Below are 16,694 nucleotides of genomic sequence, written 5' to 3' on the forward strand. Positions count from 1 at the left end.
CGGCGCTTCCCTCAGCCCTTGTAGAAGCAGCGCCCGCAGGCCTGGCGGTAGCTTTCGTTGCCACCGATGCTGACCTGCTCGCCTTCGCGGATGCGGTGGCCTTCGGCGTCGACGCGGATATTCATGGTCGCCTTCTTGCCGCAGGTGCAGATGTTCTTGATTTCCTCGATGTCGTCGGCCAGCGCCAGCAGGTAGGCCGAGCCGGGGAAGGGATCGCCGCGGAAATCGCTGCGCAGGCCGTAGCAGATCACCGGCACGCCGCGTACCTGTGCCAGGCGGTGCAGCTGCACCACCTGCTCCTTGGTCAGGAACTGCGCTTCGTCGACCAGCACGCAGGCGACGTCCGGGGCGCTGGCAAGGAAATCGGTGTCCTGGTCGAACAGGCCGACTTCGCGCTGCGGCCCCAGGCGCGAGGTGATCAAGCCGACGCCGTAGCGGTTGTCGATGGCGGCCGTGTACAGCTGGACTCCCTGGCCCTGCTCTTCGTAGTTGTGGGCCACCTGCAGCAGCGAGGTGGATTTGCCGGCGTTCATCGCCGAATACCTGAAATAGAGTTTTGCCACTGCGCGTTCCGCCTGTGTCCCACTGGACTTGTTAACTTGCAAAATTATAGCAAGCGGACCGCCAATGGAAAACCGCCCGGCACCAGAATCGGCCTCCGGGCGGCGCCCAAGGCGCAGCGCTCAGCGACTGCGGCGGCGCATCAGGCCGACCAGGCCCAGCCCCGCCAGCAGCATGCCGTAGGTGGCCGGCTCCGGCACCGCCAGCACGACGTTGTTGGCGGTCGGCCAGACGCCGACGCCGCCGTCGGTGGCGATCGTGACCGCCGCCAGCGGCACGGTCGATACGAAACCGAGGAAGTCGGTGGTCGCGGCGCCGGCCACTCCATAGCTGAGCGCGCTGCCGTCGATGGCCGTGAGGATCAGGTTGCCCGTGGTGTACTGGCCGAGGACGTCGGAGCCGAAGAAGTTGCCGCCGAAGGCGCTCACCCCGCCGCTGAAGTTGGAGAACACGATCGGGGCAATCGGCGTGTTATTCGACAGCCAGAAATCGCCGCCGTCGCCGCCCGCGCCGTACAGGCCGGTGGCCGAGTAGGCGTTATACGTATAGGCGCCCGCGCTGCGGGTCAGGGTTTCGCCGTACAGCGTGACCGTCAGGTCGTCGTAGGTGTCGACGCCGGGCGCCTGCACCGCGGCCAGGAACTCGGCCTGGCTGGTGTAGACGGTGATGTCGGCCTGGGCGGCCGCGGCCGCGCACAGCAAGGCCGCGGCGCAGAAGGGTTTCAGCAGAGACATTTTGGTAGGCACGATTGCACTCCTGTTGTCGAGACATCGATCGGACAGCCTTTGGGCTGGCATCAGTAGATATCAGGAATACAAGCCATGTTGCAATCGTGCCAACAGCCGTTTTACGCCCACCTTGCGGTGCATAAAAGTGCGCGCAGGGGCGGCTCAGAACGTCTTACTGCCCCGGGTGATACTTGCGCTCGAGTTGTTTCTCGATGTCCTCTTTATAGAAGAGGACGTCCTTGAACTGGCCGCGGCTGTACATCTCGGCCTGGTCGTTGAAGTGCGGTGACTTCGGATCGCCGCTTTCCCCGCCCGCCAGGATGCTCTTGGCGCGCAGGCGCGGACCGAACTCCACGGCGGCGACGAAGCTGTTGCCGCGGTCGCCGTAGATGCGCCTGGTGGTCTGCTTGGCCGTCATGCCGAAGGAGGCCAGCGAACCCCAGTTGGCCGAGCTGAAGCCGACCGGGATGCTGGGCTTGCTGTCGTCGTAGTGCTGGTCGACCTCGCCGCTGATGCGCTGGAAGCGGTTGATCTCGCCCCAGGGCGTCTTCCAGCTGCCGAAATCGGCCTGCAGCTTGTCGGAGGCACGCGCCAGCGACGCCAGGCGTTCCTGGGCGCTCAGGCGGGTCTGGATGAAGTCGACCACCGGGGTTTCCTGGGCGCGGGCGCGCTGGGCCGCCTGCTTGACCATGTCCTGGCCCCAGTAGACCGCCAGCGAGGTCGGGACCGAGTCCACAGCCCAGCGCAGGTCCCAGGCGCGGAGCAGCGCCACCTGCTCGGCCAGGCGCGCCTTGAGGGCGTCGCCCTGCGGCAGCGCGTCCCAGTCCCTGACCAGGGCCGGCACCAGCGGCTCGAAGGCGGTCAGGTAAGGATCGTAGGCCTTGCCGATCAGGCTGTCGAGGGTCAGGTCCTTCGCGTCGTGCAGCACGCGTTCGGCGTGCACGCCGCGGGCGTTCTGCGGCAGCGACCACATATATTTCGGGTAGGCCTTGCAGTCCGGGCTGCTGGCGCCGAAGCCGGTGCAGGGCCAGTTGTTGGTGTTCGAGATATAGCCGCTCTTCGGATTGAAGACGGTGATGGTTTCCTTCACCTCGTGCAGGCCCTTCCACTCGGTGGCCGGATCGCTGCCGTCGACCGGATGGGTCCAGTCGAAGCGCGGATCGCGGCGCGGGATGAAGTTGCCGTGGAAGTAGGCGATATTGCCGTCGGCATCCGCGTACACGGTGTTGTTCGAGGAGTTGGTGCGCAGGTCCATCACCTTCAGGAAGGCGGCGTAGTCGCGCGCCTTGGTGCGGCCATAGGACTGCTCGAGGGCGTGCACCGGATTGTCCATCATCCTGACGGCCACCCACTTGCCGCCCTCTTCCCGGATCACCGGGCCGTGGTGGGTGAAGTAGGCGGTGACGCTGCGGCTGGCCATGCCGTCCGCGGTCCTGTACGGCAGCACGATGGTCCTGCTGCGCACTGGGCGTTCTTCGTTGCCGTACTTGTAGTAGAACTTGCCGTCGCGCTCGGCCACGGTTTCCAGGTATTCGTCGATGACGTCGCCGCCGCCCGAAGTATGCATCCAGCCGAGACGCTCGTTGAAGCCCTGGTAGATGAAGAACTGGCCCCAGGTCACGGCGCCGTAGGCGTTCAGGCCTTCCTCGCTGACCATGTGGACTTCGGGACGGAAGTAGAACGAGGTGTGCGGGTTAATCATCAGCAGCGCGTGCTTGCCGGCGCTGAGCCGGGGCGCGATCGCGAAGCCGTTCGACCCCTGCGGCTCCTTGTCGAAACCCTTGCCCAGGTCGGCCATGGCGAATGACATGGCAAGCGCGGGCGCCGGCCGCTTTTCATAGAAGGCTTCGAGCTGTTTCAGGTTGATCGACTCGATGTCGCCGCCGATGCTGCCCTCGCTGAAGCTGAGCGCCATCCAGGGCTCGAAGCGGGTCAGCAGCTTCGGCTTCACCTGGGGATGGCTGGCCAGGTACCAGTTCAGGCCATCGGCCCAGCCGTTCATCAGCTTCTTCAGCCAGGCCGGGCTGGCCGCATACTTGGCCTTCAGGTCGGCCGGGTCGATGTAGAGCTTCATGCGCAGGTCGCGCCAGAGCGCCGATTCTCCCTCGACCTCGGCCAGGCGTCCCATCGCATTGATGTAATTGAGTTCGACCCGGTTGAAGTCGTCCTCGGCCTGGGCGAACACCATGCCGAACACCGCGTCCGCGTCACGCTTGCCGAACACGTGGGGGATGCCCCACTTGTCGCGCAGGATGGTCACGCGCCGGGCGGCCTTCTTCAGGCGCGCCAGTTCGGCGGGCGAGAATTGGGCGACAGACTGCGCGGCGGACTGCACCGCGGCTTTCGGCGCGGCCGCAGTGGCAGCGGTGGCAGCAACCGCGGCCGGCGGCAAGGCAGCCAGCACGGCCAGGCTCAGGGCGGTCGAGGCGAACAGGCGGGAAGTCTGCATCAATGGTCTCCTGGGGATGTCGTTATCGTTATCGTTATGCTTGCCGCCCGCGCTCAGGCCGCGCCGAGGTGCACCAGCTTCTGCTTCAGCACATCGTTCTCGCCGATCAGGGTGGCGACGCGGTCCTTCAGCTCGGCCACCTGGGCCTTGAGGGCCTTGATCTGGTCTTCGGGCGTCTCGAACTCGGCCTCTTTCTTCGGCTTGGCGGCGCTCTTCTGCTCGCGCACCTGGCGCGCGGCCTGCTGCAGCTCCTTCTTGCCGCCGGCGACCGCCGCCACCTGGGCTTCCTTCGGCAGCGAGGCGACGTTGGCGGCGGAGCTGATCGAGATGGCGCCGCTGCGCACCGCGTCCACCAGTTCCGGCGCCGCGGTCTTCTGGATGCGCTCGATCTGGCTGATGGTGTTGGCCGACACGCGCGCGGCGCGGGCCACCTCCTGGCGCGTGTTCCACGGCGGCGCGAACGGGACGGCCTGGTCGGCTTCGGTCTGCAGGTCGTCGTCGGTCTTTTGCACCACGCGCGCGGCCAGGATCTCCTTCTTGCGCAGGGCCATCAGGCCGCGCTGGAAATCGGTGACGCTGCGGCGCGCCAGCTGGTTGTCGATCATCCACAGCTTGACGTCTTCGATCGAGTCGAAATTGTCGTTCTGGACAGTCCGGAACGGGATCTCGTGCTGGGTGCAGATGGCGTAGCGGTTATGGCCGTCGATCAGCACGTCGCGCCACAGGATCAGCGCCTCGCGGCATCCTTCGGTAAGCAGGCTGCGTTCCAGGGCTTCGTGTTCGGCGGGAGTGAGGGGGTCGACGTAGCTACGGAGTTCGTCGTTAATCGTGATATTCAATTCTGGTCCTTGCAGCAACAACTGGACCCGCATGCTACCACCTTGCATGCTTCTTCAAAAGCAAGGACTGCGTTGACGACGAGGCATCATTAACATAAGCTTAATGATTTTCAGCGTAAATACCATGACGACCCGGCCCGACCACCGCATGCATACGGCGCCCGCCTCGAAGGGGCGGCTGGCGCTCGCCTTCCTGCTGCTGTTCACCGCCTACCAGTTGCCCGAGGGCCTGGGCGGCCACATCCTGCACAGCTTCCCGGTCCAGGCCGCGCTGATGATCGCCTTCCTGCCGGTCGCCTGGCTGGTGGGCCGCTGGCTCGGCCACCCCGGGCTGGGCGCCTGGTACCTGGGCTTGCGGCCGGGTTGGGGCCTGCTGCTGGTGGTGGCCTTCGCGCTGGCGCTGCTGGCCAAGATCACGGCGCTGGCCGTCGGCAGTGGCGCCGGCATCTACAGCATCGCCTTCCCGCCGGGGCTGACGGCCGGCGCGATATTGCTGTCCGTGCTGACCCTGCTGCCCGAAACCTTCATCCCCTCGATTGCCGAGGACATCGTCACCCGCGGCTTCCTGATGCGCGCCCTGCCCGCGCTGTCGCGGCGGCGCCTGTTCATCGTCTGCTCGGCCCTGCTGTTCACCCTGAATCATATTTACCGCTTCCAGGAAGGCGCGCTCGAACTGGGCCGGATCTTCTGCTTCGGCCTCGCCTATGCGGCCGCCTTGTACTACAGCCGCTCGCTGTGGGCCGCGGTCGGGCTGCACTGGGGCTGGAATTTCGCCGGCCAGCTGGGCGACCGGGTCGCGAACATCGAGCTGCTGGATCCGCTGCTCGGGCCGGCCCTGTCCTCGCTGACGCATCTGGCGATGCTGGGCGTGGTCATGCTGGCCGCCGGCCGCCGCCCGCGCCCGGGTTCGACGATCTTGCCTGTTTGACTTCGAATCGCCCCCGCGGCGGGAGCGGCTGTGCTAGAATTCGGCGCCCGCCTGCAAGGGCTATTCACACTACGCCGGTGTGACGAAATTGGTAGACGTAGCGGACTTAAAATCCGCCGGGGCAACCCGTACCGGTTCGATTCCGGTCACCGGCACCATCAGGATCTAGCCGATCCGCTCTCCCAACCATCGCTGGAAGTCGCCAACCATGTCGCCGTCGAGCACGTGGCCGGCCGCATACTCGCGGTATTCCAGCGGCACCCCCAACTCCTCCAGCAGCGCACGCGCCTTGTGGGCGAAATGGATGCCGAGGGTCTGGTCGCCCACGCCGTGGCTGACGAAAGCCTGCAGCCTGCCCAGCCGCGGATCGCTGCGGTCCACCAGCGGCAGGATCTCGGGCAGGATGCGGCCGCTGAGCAGGCCGAAACCGGCCACGCTGCGCGGCGCCGTCAGCCCGACACTGGCGCTCATGATGCCGCCCTGGCTGAAGCCGGCGATCCAGGTCTTTTGCGGGTCGACGCCATGCGCCACCGGCAGCTCGCCGATGAACCGCAGCAGCTTGAGCCTCGACTCCTCGGCCTGGTCGGGGTCGATGGCCGGTCCGGTGGGCGTGAACTTCACCTGGAACCAGCCGAAGCGGCCGGGCGCGAACACCAGCGGGCCGCGCAGCAGGATCACGGCCAGGCGCGGATCAATCCGGCGCGCCATCTCGACGAATCCCGACTCGTTGGCGCCGACGCCGTGCAGGAGCAGCAGGCAGGGCGCCTTGTCCTGGCCCGCTTGCGGCGGGCGGATGCGGTAGGCGAGCCCGGACGCCGGGTCCGTGTGGAGTTCAGCGAGCGTGTCTAACATATCGTTCCTTTTCATACTCATTATTCGAAAGCGTAGGCGTCCATGGCGAGGATCCCATGCTCGTAACTGGCGTGGATCTGCCTGGCCCTGGCACCGGGCCCCGCCGCGCCCATCGCCACGAACAGCGGCAGCAGGTGCTCGTCGGTCGGATGGTTTTCGGCGGCGAAGGGCGCGGCGCGGCGGTAGTCCAGCAGCGCGGCCTGGTCGTCGTTCTCCAGGCGCGCCTTCATCCAGACTTCGAACTCCGCCACCCAGTGCGGCACCGGGGCATCCAGGTGCTGGCCGCGGAACTCGTACAGATTGTGCGTCAGCGAGCCGGATGCCAGCACCAGCACGCCTTCCTCGCGCAGCGCCGCCAGCGCGCGCCCGATTTGTTCGTGCACCGCCGGGCTGGCGCCGCGCACCACCGACAGCTGGGCGACGGGGATGTCGGCGTCCGGATACATCAGGCGCAGCGGCACCCAGGCCCCGTGGTCCAGGCCGCGCTGCGCGCTGCGGCCGACCGCAATGCCGGCCGCCTCGAGCAGCGTGGCGGCGCGCTCGGCGGCTTCCGGCGCGCCCGGGGCCGGATAACGCATCTCGAACAGGGCACGCGGAAAGCCGCCGAAGTCGTGGATGGTCTCGGGCTGCGGCGCCAGGCTCACCGCCGGGCTGTTGGCGGTCTCCCAGTGCGCGGAGACGACCACGATGGCCCGCGGCCGCGGCAGGGACTTGCCGAGCTCCTGCAGGAAGCGGCGCGCGGGACTGTCCTGCAGCGCCAGCATGGGCGAGCCATGGGAAACGAATAGTGTGGGAAGCCTGTTCATGTCTTACCTCGTTCGATCAACAGCCTCCAGTGTAATCTTCCCGATCGCTGGAATAAACGGGTCCAAGCTCACAATACTGTTCCTGAAAGTGGAACAATTGCCAGTTTAATCGCCCCAGACCGGCGCGGCAAACACCTCGGAGAGGAAATCGATCGCCACTCTCACCTTCGGCGCCAGGAATTTCCTGGACGGGTAGACCGCGTAGATGCCGAGCGTGTCCGCGCGGTAGTCCGGCATGATCTCCTTCAGCCGGCCCTCCGCCAGGTCGGCCCCGACCAGGAAGCTGGGCTGGAGGATGATGCCCTGGGCCTGCAGCGCGGCGGCGCGGCAGGTGTCGCCGCTATTGGTCCGCATGCGCGGCGACACCTTCACCGTCACCTCGCCGGCGGGTCCGGCAAAGCGCCAGTGCTCGCCCGCCGAGAACAGGCTGTACGAGATCACGTCGTGCGCCGGCAGCTGGTCCGGGCGCGTGGGTTCGCCGCGCGCCTGCAGATAGGCGGGCGAGGCGCACAGGACCAGCCGCGTCGACGCCAGCTTGCGGCCGACCAGCGAGGATGCCGGCAACTGCCCGATGCGCACCGCGAGGTCGATACCTTCGTCGACCAGGTCGGCCACCCGGTCCGACAGCGTGACGTCGAGCGCCAGGCCCGGGTGGCGCGCCATCAGCGCCGGCCACAGGGGCGCCAGGTGCATGAGGCCGAAGCTGACCGGAACGTTTGCCTTGAGCAGCCCGCTCGCCTCGCCGCTGCGCGAAGTGATCTCGGCCTCGGCTTCGTCGAGGTTTTCCAGCAGCTCGCGGCAGCGGGCGTGGAAGACCTCGCCTTCCGCCGTCGGCGACAGCCTGCGCGTGGTCCGGTGCAGCAGGCGCACGCCCAGCCTTTGCTCGAGCTCGGCCACGTAACGCGACACCGCCGCCTTCGACATCGCCAGCGCGTGCGCCGCACCCGTGAAGCTCCCGGCCTCGACCACGGCCGAGAACACCTTCATTTCCTGGAATTTGTCCATCATCTCGGCAAGTGAAACAATTTGGCCGATTCTACGACGATTATCCCGACATGCCTCAAGAACCGTGGAGCACGACGCGATTACGGCCTTCGCGCTTGGCCCGGTAGAGGGCGGCATCGACCTGGGCCAGCAGTGCCTCCGGCGAAGACGGCTCGTTGCCGGCGAAGGTGGCCGCACCGATACTGACGGTGGCCTTGCCGCCGGCCTGCGCCGGGTCGGGTGGCGCGCTCTGCTCGACGGCGGCGCGGATCCGCTCGGCGACGGCAGCGGCGCCGGCCAGGGATTGCTGCGGCAGGATCACCGCGAACTCTTCGCCGCCGTAGCGGGCCGCCAGATCGTAGACCCGGACCTGTTTCGCCACGATCGCGGCCACCCGCTGCAGGCATTCGTCGCCCGCCGGATGACCGTAGCTGTCGTTGTAATGCTTGAAGTGATCGACGTCGAGCAGCAGCAGGGACAGGGGATGGCCGTTCCGGCGCGCCTGCTCCCATTCCCTGTGCAGGGTCTCGTCGAAGCAGCGGCGGTTCGCGATGCCCGTCAGTCCGTCGCGCATCACCAAGCGTTCCAGCGCCAGCTGCGCTTCCTTCTGCACCGTCATGTCGCGCCAGGTCTCGAGCACCCCGAACAGCTGTCCTGAACTGCTGTAGACCGGGCCGGCATCCATCACCAGGAAGCGCCGCTCGCCGGTGCGCGGCATGTCGCACCACCCCGCTCCGCTCACGGTGCCCCGCTGCTGGCCGTCGTCATAGACCCGGTACAGGGTCTTTGCGTCCTCGATGCGGCCGTTCAGGATCAGGTCCGCCAGCGTCGGCCGCGCCGCATGGTAGAAGCCCAGCGAGTGATTGGCCGTCCCCACCATCTCGGCCGCCGGAATGCCGGTCAGGCGCTCGCAGGCATGGTTCCAGATCGCCACCCGCCCCTGCGCGTCGAGCACGAACGCCGGAACGACCAGCTGCACCAGCAAGGCGGCGGCGAAGTCATGGATGCCGTCTTCCGGCGAAGGCGGCACCTGCCGGTTCGGTACTTCCTTGCTCATATTGCTTTCCATGCGGCAATTGCGGGAGGGAAGGCAATGTAGTATGAACGGAGGCGTCCCGTCAACAAAAGACCGCCGATCGGCGGGATCTGTTGTCCGGCGTCCGCGGCGGGCGCCGCGCTCAGGACTCTTCGTCGCCCGCCTCGAGGGGAGCGAGAATGTCGTTGACCGGCGCATCGGGGGCCACGTTGAGCGCCCGCAGCGTGTCCTGCGCGACCGCCGCGAATACCGGCGCCGCCACCGTGCCGCCATAGTGGCCGCCGGCCGAGGGCTCGTCGATCATGACCGCAACGATCACGCGCGGCGCCGACGCCGGCGCGAAGCCGACGAAGGCGGCGACATAGGTATTCGTATAACGGCCGCCGACCGCCTTGTGGGCGGTGCTGGTCTTGCCGGCCACGCGATAGCCCGGAATCCGGGCGCGCGGCGCGGTGCCCCCGGGTCCGGCGGCGCGCTCCATCATGCCGCGCACGGCGTTCGCGGTCGCGCCCGAGATCACCGGCTGGGCGGGCGGCGCGGCGTCCGCCTTCAGCAGCGTCACCGGGACCACGTCGCCGTCGCGCGCGAACATCAGGTAGGACTGCGCCATCTGCATCAGCGAAGTCGAGACCCCGTGGCCGTAGCTGATCGTGGCCTGCTCGATCGGCTTCCAGGCGGCGTAAGGCCGCAGCCTTCCCGCCGCGCTGCCGGGGAAGCCGAGCGCCGGCGCCTGGCCGAAGCCGGCCCTGGTGAGCAGCGCCCACATCTCGCGCGGCGCCATCCGCAGCGCCAGCTTGGCGGTGCCCACGTTGGAGGATTTCTGCAGCACTTCCGCCACTGTCAGGGCGCCGTGGCGGCTGGCGTCGTGGATCGTCGCCCGGCCGATCGACAGGCTGCCCGGCGCGGTCTCGACGATGGTGTCCGGCGTCGCCAGGCCGCTCTCGAGGGCCTGGGCGATGGTGAAGGGCTTCATCACCGATCCCGGCTCGAAGGTGTCGGTCAGCACCCGGTTGCGTAGCTGGGCGCCGGTCAGGCGGCCGCGGTCGTTGGGGTCGTAGTTCGGCAGGTTGGCCAGCGCCAGCACCTCGCCGGTGCGCACGTCGAGCACCACGATGCCGCCGGCCCGGGCCTGGTGCTTTTCCAGCGCCGCCTTCAGGTGCGACTGCGCGATGTGCTGGATGTTGCGGTCGATCGACAGCGTCAGGTCCTTGCCGTCGCGTGCCGGGCGCGTCGTGCCCATGTCCTCGAGCAGGTGGCCGAGGCGGTCCTTGAGCACCCGGCGGCTGCCGGCGGCGCCGGCCAGGCTGGCCTGGTGGGCCAGTTCCATGCCTTCCTGCCCGGCGTCCTCGATGCTGGTGAAGCCCACCACGTGGGCGGTCAGCTCGCCGTAGGGGTAGTAGCGCTTGTATTCCCCGCGCGTCTCGATGCCGCGGATGCCCAGTCGCAGGATGCGCTCGGCGCTATCCTGCTCCACCTGACGCTTCAGGTAGACCAGGCTGCGCGGCGAAGCGAGCTTCGCGTCCAGCTCCACCCGGCCCAGGCCGAGCAGCCGCGCCAACGCGTCCAATTGCTGCGGAGCGGCGCCGCGCACCTCGTCGGGCACCGCCCATACCGCCTTGACCGGCAGCGACATCGCCAGCACATGGCCATTGCGGTCGAGGATGCGTCCGCGACTGGCTGCCAGCTCCTGAGTGCGCACCTGCCGCGCCGCGCCCTGCTGGCGCAGGAACTCGTCGGAAACCAGCTGCAACCAGACCGCGCGCCCGGCCAGCACGGCGAATGCCGCGAACATCAGGAACAGCACCAGGCGCGAACGCCAGGCCTGCGGATCTTGGCAAACCGGGCGCATGGTTCAGTGGTGCTCGCCGAGCCCGTCGTCGAAGGAACTGAGATCCGCTTCCAGCACCGGCAACGCCAGCGCGAAGCGGATCGCCAGCAGGCGCAGGGCAAAGCCGGTCCCGATGGCGCTGAAGGTGGCGAGCCCGGCACCGACGCCGCCGTGCAGGAGACCGACGTACAGCATGCCGGTCACCAGCGAGACGGTGGCGTACAGGTCGCGCCGCAGCACCAGCGGCACCTGGTTGCACAGGACGTCGCGCAGCAGGCCGCCGAACACCCCGGTGGTCATCCCCATCAGGATCACGACGACCGGGTTGGCGCCGGTGGAGGCCGCGATATCGCAGCCGATCACGGTAAACGCCACCAGCCCGAGCGCATCCATCCACAGGAAGGCGGTCTTCAACCTGTGCATACGGCGCGCCAGCAGGGCGGCGACAATCGCCGCGCCGACCGTGAAGGCCAGGTATTCGGGATGCGCGACCCAGCCGAGCGGATAGTGGCCGAGGATGATGTCGCGGATGGTGCCGCCGCCGAGGGCGGTGACGGTGCCCACCACGCACAGGCCGAACAGGTCCATGCGCCGCCGCATGCCCATCAGGGCCCCGGACGCCGCTTCGGCGGCGATGGCGACCAGGTAAATCGTGTGAAGCAGGGTCATTCAGGGTCCGCTATGGGCGACTGCAGGAAACGCGGCCATGGTACGATCGGCACATCCATGTGTCCAATGCATTATTTTTCTGAATGTCATTCATTCTTTGCATAACGTGAACATCAAGCAGCTCGAGCACCTGTTGGCCCTGGCACGCACGCGCTCCTTCAGCCGGGCGGCGGAACAGCTGTTCATCACCCAATCGGCCCTGAGCCGCAGCATCCAGGCCCTCGAAGAAGAACTCGGCGCGCCCCTGCTGGACCGGATCGGCAAGCGCAACGAACTGACGCCGCTGGGCAAGGACGTGGTGGCGCGCGCCGAGCGGCTGGTGCGCGATGCCGGCGAGCTGCGCCGCAGTGCCGAGCTGTTCATGCAGGGCGAAGGCGGGTCGATGCGGATCGGCATGGGCGCCAACCCCGGCGCCATGCTGATGACACCCCTGCTCTGCCATATGGCGCAGGCGCATCCGAAAGTCCAGGTCGCCATCACGCGCGGCCCGACCGAACTGCAGCTCATGCAGTTGCGCGCCAACCGCCTCGACGCGCTGATCGTCGATGCCCGCAGCGTCGCGCCGTCCGCCGACCTGCGGGTCGACATCGTGGGGGAACTGCGCACCTGCTTCGTCTGCCGCGCCGATCATCCGCTGGCCCGGCTGGCCAGCGTGACGCTGGCGCAGGCGCTGGCCTACCCGATCGCGTCGGCGCCCTTGTCGGACGAAATTGCCCGCCTGCTGGCCGAACTCTACGGCCCGCAGGCCGACCCGGAACACATGACGACGCTGCAGTGCGAGGACGTGGGCAGCCTGATCGGCGCCGTCGAGCGCTCGCAGGCGGTGTTCCTGGGACTGGCGGCGGCGGCGCGCGAAGGCATCGAGTCGGGCCGCCTGGTCGAACTGCCGGTGCGGCCCCGGCTCGAGGCGAATGCGCGCTTCGCCTACGTCACCCTGGCCGGCCGCACCGAGGCCCCGGTGATGGCGGTATTGCGCGCCTTCGCCGCCGAGCGGCTGCGCGATTGAGCTCACGCCGGCGCGGCGGCAGTGCCTTTCCCCAGCCAGGCCAGCGCCGCCACCACCAGGGTTTCCACCCCGGTCTCCAGGGTCGGATGGATCACGGGCGCGAAATAGGGACTGTGATTGCTCGGGATCTTGTTGATCTCACCTGACGCGCTGGCCGCCGCATAGGTGTCCGGATCGGTGCCGCCGACGAACCAGAACACGGCCGGCACCTGCCAGGCCTGGCCGAAGGAGCCGAAATCCTCGCTGGCCGAGGTGGGGCCGGTCCGATGCACGCGGGCGGCGGGGAAGTAGTCGCGGAAGCTGTTGCCGACGCGTTCGCCCGCACTATCGTCGTTGACTCCCATCGGATAACTGTCCAGCGTGGTGATCTCGGGCGGCCGCGGGGCGCCGGAGGCCGCCGCCTCGGCGTTGGCGATCCGCGCGATGGCGTCCAGCACACGCTGGCGCACCTTGGGGTCGTAGCTGCGCACGTTCAGCTTGATGAGGGCTTCGTCCGGGATCACGTTTTCCTTGGTGCCGGCCTGCAGCGAGCCGACGGTGACGACCGCGGCCTCGTTCGGCGACAGCTCGCGCGCGACGATGGTCTGCAGGCGCATCACGGTCGCCGCCGCCATCACCACCGGGTCGATCGACGCCTGCGGCATGGAACCGTGCGCGCCGCGGCCGAACAGGCGGATCTGCAGGCTGTCGGCGGCCGAGGTGATGGTGCCGGTACGCCCGCCGACCTCGCCCGCCGACGCCACCATCACGTGCTGGCCGAGGATGACATCGGGCTTCGGGAAATGCTTGTACAGGCCGTCGTCGAGCATCGCGCGCGCGCCCTCGGCGGTTTCCTCGCCCGGCTGGAACACGGCCGCCAGCGTGCCGCTCCACGCCGCGCGTCCCTGCGCCAGCAGGCTGGCGGCGCCGGCCAGCCAGGCCACGTGCATATCGTGGCCGCAGGCGTGCATCACCGGCACCGTGCGGCCCTCGCGGTCGACGGCATCAAGCGTGCTCGCATACGGCAAGCCCGTCATTTCCTTGACCGGCAGCGCGTCCATGTCGGCGCGCAGCATCACGGTCGGTCCGGGACCGTTGCGCAGCACCCCGACCACGCCGGTGCCGCCGACGCCGGCCGTCACGTCGTAGCCGGCCGCGCGCAGGTGCTCGGCGGCCAGTCCGGCGGTCCGGTGTTCCTGCATCGACAGTTCGGGATGCGCGTGGACGTCGGTGTACAGCGCTTCGAGCGCCGGCAACATTTGCTTCAGGGGGGCAAGCACCTGGCCGGCGCCTTGCCCGAGGCGATTTTCCATGACGACCCCCGGAATCCGCACCGGAGCTCCGGCGCAGCTCCAAGTATAGACAGGGGCGATTCAGCGTGGCGCGCGCACAAAACCGCCGACCCGCGCGAGATCCACGGTCAGCTTGAGGCCGAGCACCAGCGGATCGCCGATGTCCCGTCCCGCGGTCGCGAAGCCGCGGGTGGTCGGATGGATCTCGTACTGGATGTTGGGGGTCAGCATGACGCCCGGCATCAGCTCGGCCCGGTAGCCGACCTCGAGCGTGTACTCATGGCGGTCGGGAGCCCCGGTGCCGCCCAGGAGCGCGCGTTTCTCGGCCAGGAAGCGCCCCAGCGAGCGGCTGTAGCGGGTGTCGGCCACGCCGACCATGAAAGCATCGTGGGGGCGCGACGCGAAGGTGCCGCTCTGCACGATGCCCAGCTTGAGCGCCGAGGCGATCGGCTCGCCGCCGCTGAAGCTGCGCAGCACGCTCCCGAACACGGCCAGGTTGGCGCTGCCGTGCGGATCCGTCCTGGCGATCACCTTGCCGGCCGTGAGATAGGCGCCCGAACCGTAATGCATGACGGCGTGCCCGCCGCCTTCCCGTGCATACGACTGCCCCTGCGCGTTGTAGTAGACGTCGTTGCGCGGCGCATGCAGGTACCAGCCGCCCAGCCGGACATAATGCGGCTTGTCCTCGTCGGCCAGGCCGGTCTCGTGGCCGGCCTCGAACAGCCAGTTGCGGCCGGTGTAGCGGGTCTTGTTGAAGTCGAACAGGTGGGCGTCGGGGCTGGTGACGTTGGTGTCGCTCATGAACAGGCCGGCCTGGGCATAGCCATGGCCGGAACGTGCCACCGCGCGCGCCGCCCAGGTCGCGAGCGGCGCGTTGACGGTGCCGCTGTCCTGGCCCAGGCCCCAGATCGCGCCGCAGAACGCGTGGTTCATGAACTCGCAGGCATAGGGCGAACGCGCGAAGTAGGCCGAGGCGCCCATCAGCCCGGCCTGCAGCTGCAAGGTGGCGGTCTTTCCCAGAGGCAGGGTCTGTTCGAGCGACAGGTCGGCGAAGCGCACGAAGGGAAACGGCGCGTAGTTTTCCTGGGTGTCGATGCCGCCGCCGATGTAGTCCTCGTTGAGGCCGCGCGACTTGATCGCGATGACGTTGGCATGCAGGATCGCGCCGCGCCAGCCGGCCGCCTTGCCGAGGTCGACGTCGGCGCCGCCGAGCAGGTAGTGGGACACCGCAGCGCCCCGCTCCAGGCCACCGGACACATTGCCGGCCGTCTCGTTGACGTACAGCGCGCGCAGGGTGACGCCGTGCGCGGCCAGGGTATCGACGGCGGACGCCGGCGCTTCCGCGCGGGCCGGATGCGCCCAGGCCTGGGCGAGTGCGAGTGCGAGCAGGGAAATGACAGGCAGTTTCATGGTTCAGTGCAGCTTCAGCCGTGGCGAGGTGCGGCGGCTGATCCGGTCGCTCAGGATCAGCAGCGCGGTGCGCAGCATGCCGCCCAGGGTCAGCTGGTGCATGCGGTACAAGGAAACGTAGAACAGGCGGGCCAGCCGCCCTTCCACGCGAATGCTCCCCATCAGGTTGCCCATCAGGTTACCGACCGCGCTGAAGCGCGACAGCGACACCAGCGAACCGTAGTCGCGGTAGCGGTAGTCCGCCAGCGGGCGCCCGGCGATCCTGGCCTGGATGTTGCGCGCCAACAGCGCCGCCTGCTGGTGGGCCGCCTGGGCGCGCGGGGGCACGTTGCGCCCGCTGCCGTCGCCGAGCTCGCAGGCAGCGCAGTCACCGAGCGCGAAGATGTCGTCGTCGCCGGTGGTCTGCAGGGTCGGACGCACCACCAACTGGTCGATGCGGTTGGTCTCCAGGCCGTCCAGCCCGCGCAGGAAGGCCGGCGCCTTGATCCCCGCCGCCCACACCTTCAGGGTCGCCTCGACCAGGCCGCCGTCGGCGGTGCGGATGCCGTCGGCGGTGACTTCCGTGACCCGCGCGGACGTGATGACGGCAATCCCCAGGCTCTGGAGTGTCCGGTGCGCCTCCTGGCCGATGCGCTCGCCTAGCCCCGGCAGCACCCGCTTCGCCCCGTCCAGCACGGTAATGCGGACATTCTCCGGGCGAATCGCGCTCAGCCCGTAGGCGGGCAGCTCCCGGGCCGCGTTGGCCAGCTCGGCGGCCAGCTCGACGCCGGTCGCACCGGCGCCGACGATGGCGATGCCGAGCCCGGCGTCCGTGGCGGCGCTGGTCTGGGCCCGCAGGTAATGGCCTAGCAGCTGGCGGTGAAAGCGCCCGGCCTGCTCGGGAGTATCCAGGAAGATGCAGTGCTCGGCCGCGCCGGGCGTGCCGAAATCGTTGGCGACGCTGCCGACGGCGATCACCAGCGTATCGTAGGCGATCCCGGCGTCGGGTACGGCGGCGCCATCGTCAAGCACCTGGCTCAGGCGGATCATGCGGTGTGCGCGGTCGATACCCGTCAGGCGCCCATGCAGGAACCGGAAGTGGTTCCACTTGGCCTGGGCGACGTAGTTCAGCTCGTTCGCTGGCACATTCAGCGAACCCGCCGCGACCTCATGCAACAAGGGCTTCCAGACATGGGTCAGCTGGGCGTCCACCAGGGTGACGGCCGCCCGGCCGCGCTTGCCGAGCGTGCGTCCGAGGCGGGTCGCGAGTTCGAGCCCGCCGGCGCCGCCGCCGACGATGACAATACGATGTGACATGGATACTCTCTTTCGGATGAAGCGGGATGAG

General features: G+C 68.3%; 15 protein-coding genes and 1 tRNA gene. 3 read left to right on the forward strand and 13 right to left on the reverse strand.

The window, feature by feature from the left end; translation table 11 throughout:
• Positions 1-11: 11 nt before the first annotated feature.
• The 4 genes from AB4Z32_RS00200 to AB4Z32_RS00215 form a co-directional block, all read right to left on the reverse strand.
• On the reverse strand, positions 12-563 hold the full coding sequence (locus tag AB4Z32_RS00200) for a thymidine kinase (RefSeq protein WP_441933225.1): 552 nt from the start codon (positions 561-563) through the stop codon (positions 12-14).
• Positions 564-683: 120 nt separating this feature from the next.
• Positions 684-1,307: a PEP-CTERM sorting domain-containing protein gene (locus AB4Z32_RS00205; RefSeq protein WP_441933227.1), complete on the reverse strand. Its 624-nt coding sequence runs from the start codon at positions 1,305-1,307 to the stop codon at positions 684-686.
• Between the two features lie 154 nt (positions 1,308-1,461).
• Positions 1,462-3,738, reverse strand: coding sequence for a penicillin acylase family protein (locus tag AB4Z32_RS00210; RefSeq protein WP_441933229.1), 2,277 nt, complete (start codon positions 3,736-3,738; stop codon positions 1,462-1,464).
• Positions 3,739-3,791: 53 nt separating this feature from the next.
• Positions 3,792-4,577 carry a hypothetical protein gene (locus tag AB4Z32_RS00215; protein ID WP_441933231.1) on the reverse strand — a complete coding sequence of 262 codons (786 nt, stop codon included), beginning with the start codon at positions 4,575-4,577 and terminating at the stop codon, positions 3,792-3,794.
• A gap of 124 nt (positions 4,578-4,701) precedes the next feature.
• Between AB4Z32_RS00215 and AB4Z32_RS00220 the strand changes: the two genes are divergently transcribed.
• Both AB4Z32_RS00220 and AB4Z32_RS00225 read left to right on the forward strand, forming a co-directional pair.
• The gene (locus AB4Z32_RS00220; protein ID WP_441933233.1) at positions 4,702-5,505 is read left to right on the forward strand and encodes a CPBP family intramembrane glutamic endopeptidase; all 804 of its coding nucleotides are present in this window, start codon (positions 4,702-4,704) and stop codon (positions 5,503-5,505) included.
• 73 nt (positions 5,506-5,578) lie between these two features.
• Positions 5,579-5,663 (forward strand) — tRNA-Leu (locus AB4Z32_RS00225).
• Positions 5,664-5,670: 7 nt separating this feature from the next.
• Here the strand turns inward: AB4Z32_RS00225 and AB4Z32_RS00230 are convergent.
• The 6 genes from AB4Z32_RS00230 to AB4Z32_RS00255 all read right to left on the reverse strand — a co-directional run bounded on the left by AB4Z32_RS00230 (position 5,671) and on the right by AB4Z32_RS00255 (position 11,680).
• Positions 5,671-6,357, reverse strand: coding sequence for an alpha/beta hydrolase (locus AB4Z32_RS00230; protein ID WP_441933235.1), 687 nt, complete (start codon positions 6,355-6,357; stop codon positions 5,671-5,673).
• Positions 6,358-6,377: 20 nt separating this feature from the next.
• A complete protein-coding gene (locus tag AB4Z32_RS00235; RefSeq protein ID WP_441933237.1) occupies positions 6,378-7,163 on the reverse strand; it encodes a dioxygenase family protein in 786 nt (261 codons plus the stop codon).
• Positions 7,164-7,268: 105 nt separating this feature from the next.
• Positions 7,269-8,168: a LysR family transcriptional regulator gene (locus AB4Z32_RS00240; RefSeq protein WP_441933883.1), complete on the reverse strand. Its 900-nt coding sequence runs from the start codon at positions 8,166-8,168 to the stop codon at positions 7,269-7,271.
• A gap of 55 nt (positions 8,169-8,223) precedes the next feature.
• On the reverse strand, positions 8,224-9,204 hold the full coding sequence (locus tag AB4Z32_RS00245; RefSeq protein WP_441933239.1) for a sensor domain-containing diguanylate cyclase: 981 nt from the start codon (positions 9,202-9,204) through the stop codon (positions 8,224-8,226).
• Between the two features lie 121 nt (positions 9,205-9,325).
• The gene (locus tag AB4Z32_RS00250) at positions 9,326-11,032 is read right to left on the reverse strand and encodes a peptidoglycan D,D-transpeptidase FtsI family protein (RefSeq protein WP_441933241.1); all 1,707 of its coding nucleotides are present in this window, start codon (positions 11,030-11,032) and stop codon (positions 9,326-9,328) included.
• 3 nt (positions 11,033-11,035) lie between these two features.
• Entirely contained in the window at positions 11,036-11,680 is a 645-nt protein-coding gene (locus tag AB4Z32_RS00255; protein ID WP_441933243.1) for a trimeric intracellular cation channel family protein, read from the reverse strand.
• Between the two features lie 106 nt (positions 11,681-11,786).
• Here AB4Z32_RS00255 and AB4Z32_RS00260 point away from each other — a divergent pair, with 106 nt between their 5' ends.
• The gene (locus tag AB4Z32_RS00260) at positions 11,787-12,686 is read left to right on the forward strand and encodes a LysR family transcriptional regulator (RefSeq protein WP_441933245.1); all 900 of its coding nucleotides are present in this window, start codon (positions 11,787-11,789) and stop codon (positions 12,684-12,686) included.
• Between the two features lie 2 nt (positions 12,687-12,688).
• Here AB4Z32_RS00260 and AB4Z32_RS00265 read toward each other — a convergent pair whose 3' ends face one another.
• Genes AB4Z32_RS00265 through AB4Z32_RS00275 form a run of 3 tightly spaced genes read right to left on the reverse strand, consistent with a single transcriptional unit; the run spans position 12,689 to position 16,663 of the window.
• Complete coding sequence (locus AB4Z32_RS00265) at positions 12,689-13,978, reverse strand: amidohydrolase (RefSeq protein ID WP_441933247.1); 1,290 nt, start codon at positions 13,976-13,978, stop codon at positions 12,689-12,691.
• 60 nt (positions 13,979-14,038) lie between these two features.
• The gene (locus AB4Z32_RS00270; RefSeq protein WP_441933249.1) at positions 14,039-15,367 is read right to left on the reverse strand and encodes a carbohydrate porin; all 1,329 of its coding nucleotides are present in this window, start codon (positions 15,365-15,367) and stop codon (positions 14,039-14,041) included.
• Between the two features lie 3 nt (positions 15,368-15,370).
• Positions 15,371-16,663 carry an NAD(P)/FAD-dependent oxidoreductase gene (locus AB4Z32_RS00275; protein WP_441933251.1) on the reverse strand — a complete coding sequence of 431 codons (1,293 nt, stop codon included), beginning with the start codon at positions 16,661-16,663 and terminating at the stop codon, positions 15,371-15,373.
• Between the last annotated feature and the right edge of the window lie 31 nt (positions 16,664-16,694).

Source organism: Massilia sp. 2TAF26 (assembly GCF_052115005.1).
Taxonomy (GTDB): Bacteria; Pseudomonadota; Gammaproteobacteria; order Burkholderiales; family Burkholderiaceae_D; genus Telluria.